Raw genomic sequence first — 3,907 nt, 5'->3', positions numbered from 1 at the left:
GGGGGGAATACCCACCCCCCCCCCCCCCCCCCCCCCCCCCCCCCCCTCCCCCCCCCCCCCCCCCCCCCCCCCCCCCCCCCCCCCGGCCCGCTTTTCTGTCGTTTCGCTGTGCGGTGGCATAGCGGGGGACGTCCGCGCGCGTCCATAGGGGTGCGGGGGTGGACACAGGGCCCGCTCCCGGGGGAAGAGAAGGTGACGATGGATGCCGAAGCGCAGGAGAGTTTCCGGGAGTTCGTGGCGAACCGGTCGCCCGCACTGCTGAAGACCGCGGTCCTGCTGAGCGGCGGCGACCGGCACGCGGGCGAGGACCTGCTCCAGAACGCCCTGATCAAGGCGGCGGGCCGCTGGCACCGCATCGACGAACCCGAGGCGTACGTACGGCAGATCCTCTACCGGCAGCAGATCAGCCGCTGGCGGCTGAAACGGCGCGGGCGCGAACTGAGCGTGGCCGAGCCGCCGGAACCCGGGGCGGACGAGGACGGTGCCTCGGCCGCGGCGGAGCTGCGGCTGCTGATGCGGGGCGCCCTCGCCCGGCTCACCGCACGCCAGCGGACCGTGCTGGTGCTCCGCTACTTCGAGGACCTGCCCGAGGCCGAGGTGGCCCGCATCCTCGGCTGCTCGGTGGGCACCGTGCGGTCCACCACCCACCGTTCCCTGGCCCGGCTGCGCGCCCTCGCGCCCGAACTGCGCGCCGTCGGCCCGTCGGAGGCCGAGCGACAGCCGGCCGGTGACCACTCGCCCGTGGAGGTGCGGTCGTGAACATCGACGAACTCGTGCGGGACGCGCTGCGCGAACAGGCGGCCGAACTGACGTCATCCGGCCCGGGGTTCGCCGACCGGGTGCTGGCGACACGGCGCCGGCGCCGCGCCCGCGGCCTCTCGGCGGTGGCCGCCGCGGCGGCGGCGGTGATCGCGGTCTCGGTGGGCGTGCCCGCGCTGGACTCGGACGGAGAGGGCGCGCGACCCTCGGGTGGTGCGGTCGAGCGGACCGAGGTCGTCGCCCGGGCCGGTCAGTCGCCGCCGCGGGACCTGCTGGCCGCCGGGGAGGTGGCGATGGCCGCGTACTTCACCACCGCGAAGGTGCGCCTGGCCGAGGACCGCAGGGCCTCCGAGCGCACCTACTGGCTGCTCGACCCGGGGACGGGGAAGTACGAGAAGGACGATCGGTGGTCGTTCGTCGCCGTGGCTCCCGGGCTGAGGACCGCGGCCGTGCTGGAGCGGGAGCTGCCCGCCGGGCGCATCGGGCTGCTCGACCTCGCCAGCGGCGAGGTCGAGCGGTGGCTCCCGGTCGATCACGAGGTCGCGGGCCTGGCCTTCTCGCCGGACGGCCGCAAGCTCGTGGCGACGACGTACGGCGAGAATCCCGATGTGCAGTACCGGACCGAGGACCCGGGCGGGTCGGTCGGGTGGCAGGTGCGGGAGATCTCCTCCCGGAACGGATTCCAGGTCATCGACGTGGCCTCGGGGACGGGATCCTGGACCGAGGTCGAGACCAGTGACGATCCGATGAGCCCGGCGGGCCTCATCAACTCACGCCAGGACTTCGCCTTCAGCGCCGACGGCCGCTTCGTCTGGGCGGGACGGATCTCGGTGGAGATCCCCCTGGACTACTTCGACCTCGACGGCAACGCCGTCGCGCCCCCGCCCCGCGAGGCGCATCGGGTCTGGCACGTCGACGCCGGTCTGTCGCCGGACGGGCGCAGGCTCGCCGGTGATTTCGCGGGTAAGTCACGGAAGACGTCCTCCTGGATCCTCGATCCCCGCACCGGGAAGCAGGCCGCCGAGATCCCCGGGCAGCAATTGCTGGCCTGGGCGGACGACGACTCGCTCGTCGCCTGGGACATCGGTGCCGACGGCAACGAGTTCCACCAGCGGCTGGTGCTGGTCACCGTGGGCAGCGACAAGACGGTTCCCCTGAGCGGGTTCCGGTCACCGAAGGACGACACGAAGGGGCGGTGGGAGCCGGTGTTCGCACGGCGGTGAGTCGGGTCAGGCGGCCGTCAGTTCGTCGTACGTCGCCCTGAGCGTGTCCGTGGTGTGGCGGTCGGCCGGCCTCAGGGGTGGGCGGACCGGGCCCGCGGGGAGGCCCAGGGTGGTGAGGAGGGCCTTCGCGGTGACCGTGCCGGGGAGGCCGTTCGCCATCATCGCCTCGATCAGGGGGGTGGCCCGGTGCTGGAGCCGGGCCGCCTCCGTCGTGTCGCCCGCGTCGAAGGCGTCCAGGACGGCGCGGATGTGGGCGGGCGCGACGTTGGCGACCGTGCTGACGCAGCCGGTGGCGCCCACCGCGTAGAGGGCCAGGTTGTGTTCGTCGCAGCCCGCGTAGTACGCGAGGCCGGTGCGGGACATGACCTTCTGCGCGGCCAGGAAGTCGTAGGAGCAGTCCTTGACCGCGGCGATCCGGGGGTGCTCCGCGAGGCGGAGCAGGGTGTCCGGTTCGATGCGGACTCCCGTGCGGGACGGGATGTCGTACAGGGCGAGGGGGAGGTCCGTGGCCTCCGCGACGGTGCGGAAGTGGGCCTCGATCGCGTCCTGCGGGGGGCGGCTGTAGTAGGGGGCCGCCGCGAGGAGTGCGTCCGCGCCGGCCTTCTCCGCCTCGCGGGCCAGCCGCGTGGTGTGGGCGGTGTCGGGGGTGCCGATGCCCGCCACGATCGTGGCGCGGGACCCGACGGCTTCGCGGACCGCCTGGATGAGGGCCGCCTTCTCCGCGTCGGTGGTGGTGGGGGACTCGCCCGTGGTGCCGGAGAGGACCAGGCCGTCGCAGCCGTGGGTGACCAGGTGGTCGGCGAGCCGCTGGGCGCCGTCCAGGTCCGGTGCGCCGGTGGGGGTGAAGGGGGTGATCATCGCGCAGAGGGTGCGGCCGAGAGAGGTCATGGGGGTAGTCTCCGGCTGGGCGCTGGTGAAGGTCTACTTAAATATGCTGGCTGGTATTGGTAAGTGTTGCTTTATGGATAGCGGAGGGTGCGGAGGGGTACTCGGGCCGCCCGACCGAGAGGAGGCGCACCGTGACCGGAACCATCGAACGACGGCCGGTTCGTGACGAGCACAGTGTGGGCGAGCTCGTCGGGCAGGCCACCGAACAGATCTCACGGCTCGCCCGGCAGGAAGTGGCGCTCGCCAAGGAGGAACTGGCGGAGAAGGGGCGTCGTGCCGGCCGGGGCGGCGGGATGCTCGGGGCGGCGGGGGCGTTCGGCTACGCGGGCCTGCTGGCGATGGCCGCCACGGGCATCGTCGCGTTCGACCTGGTGCTGCCCCTGTGGGCGGCCGCGCTCATCGTCACGGGTCTGCTGTTCGCCATCGCCGGTGTGCTCGCTCTCGCCGGGCGGGGGCAGTTGCGCCGGGCCACGCCGCCCAAGCCCGAACGGACACTGGGCAGCGTGAAGGCCGACGTCGAGGAGATCAAGGGAAGGGCGCACCGATGACGCACGAGGTGAGGCGCGCGGGGTCCTCGTCGGGGGCCCATCTGGACGCGAACGCGGAGGCCGCCGCGGCGGGGCGGGGGGCCAAGGGGCCGGACGAGCTGCGGCGGGAGATCGAGCGGACCCGGCACGAACTCGGCGACACCGTGGAGGAGTTGGCCGGGAAGATGGATGTGAAGGGGAGGGCGCGGGCGCGGGCCGACGATCTGCGGGACCGGGCCGGGGCGATGACCGTGCAGGTGCGGAGCAGTGCCGCGCATGCCGGGGAGGTCGGGAAGCGGTACCGGAAACCGGTGATGATCGCCGGGGCGGTGGGGGTGGTGGTCGCCGCGGGTGTGGTCATGCGGCGCCACAGTTGCTGAGGCGGGGCCGGGGGGGGGGGGGGGGGGGGGGGGGGGGGGGGGGGGGGGGAGGGGGGGGGGGGGGGGGAGATGGGGGGGGGGGGGGGGGGGGGGGGGGGGGAGGGGGGGGGGGGGTGGGGGGGTGGGGGGT

The 3,907-nt window shown here is 74.0% G+C and carries 5 protein-coding genes; 4 read left to right on the top strand and 1 reads right to left on the bottom strand.

The genetic code is table 11. From position 1 onward, the window contains the following. Positions 1 to 198: 198 nt before the first annotated feature. Entirely contained in the window at positions 199 to 759 is a 561-nt protein-coding gene (locus tag ACZ470_RS22590; protein ID WP_468429743.1) for a SigE family RNA polymerase sigma factor, read from the top strand. After that, positions 756 to 1,982 carry a YncE family protein gene (locus tag ACZ470_RS22585; protein ID WP_468429741.1) on the top strand — a complete coding sequence of 409 codons (1,227 nt, stop codon included), beginning with the start codon at positions 756 to 758 and terminating at the stop codon, positions 1,980 to 1,982. Before ACZ470_RS22590 ends, ACZ470_RS22585 begins: the two co-directional genes overlap by 4 nt. 6 nt (positions 1,983 to 1,988) lie before the next feature. Here the strand turns inward: ACZ470_RS22585 and dapA are convergent, their stop codons facing one another. Continuing rightward, on the bottom strand, positions 1,989 to 2,870 hold the full coding sequence (gene dapA / locus ACZ470_RS22580) for a 4-hydroxy-tetrahydrodipicolinate synthase (protein ID WP_468429739.1): 882 nt from the start codon (positions 2,868 to 2,870) through the stop codon (positions 1,989 to 1,991). Positions 2,871 to 3,001: 131 nt separating this feature from the next. Here dapA and ACZ470_RS22575 point away from each other — a divergent pair, with 131 nt between their 5' ends. Both ACZ470_RS22575 and ACZ470_RS22570 read left to right on the top strand, forming a co-directional pair. Next, the gene (locus tag ACZ470_RS22575) at positions 3,002 to 3,418 is read left to right on the top strand and encodes a phage holin family protein (protein WP_468429737.1); all 417 of its coding nucleotides are present in this window, start codon (positions 3,002 to 3,004) and stop codon (positions 3,416 to 3,418) included. Continuing rightward, entirely contained in the window at positions 3,415 to 3,777 is a 363-nt protein-coding gene (locus ACZ470_RS22570) for a DUF3618 domain-containing protein (protein ID WP_468429736.1), read from the top strand. The genes ACZ470_RS22575 and ACZ470_RS22570 overlap by 4 nt, the downstream gene beginning before the upstream one ends. Positions 3,778 to 3,907 lie beyond the last annotated feature (130 nt).

This window comes from Streptomyces sp. NPDC031111, assembly GCF_055570675.1.
Note: the sequence above shows the minus strand (reverse complement) of the source record. Positions and strands in the feature narration are given on the sequence as shown.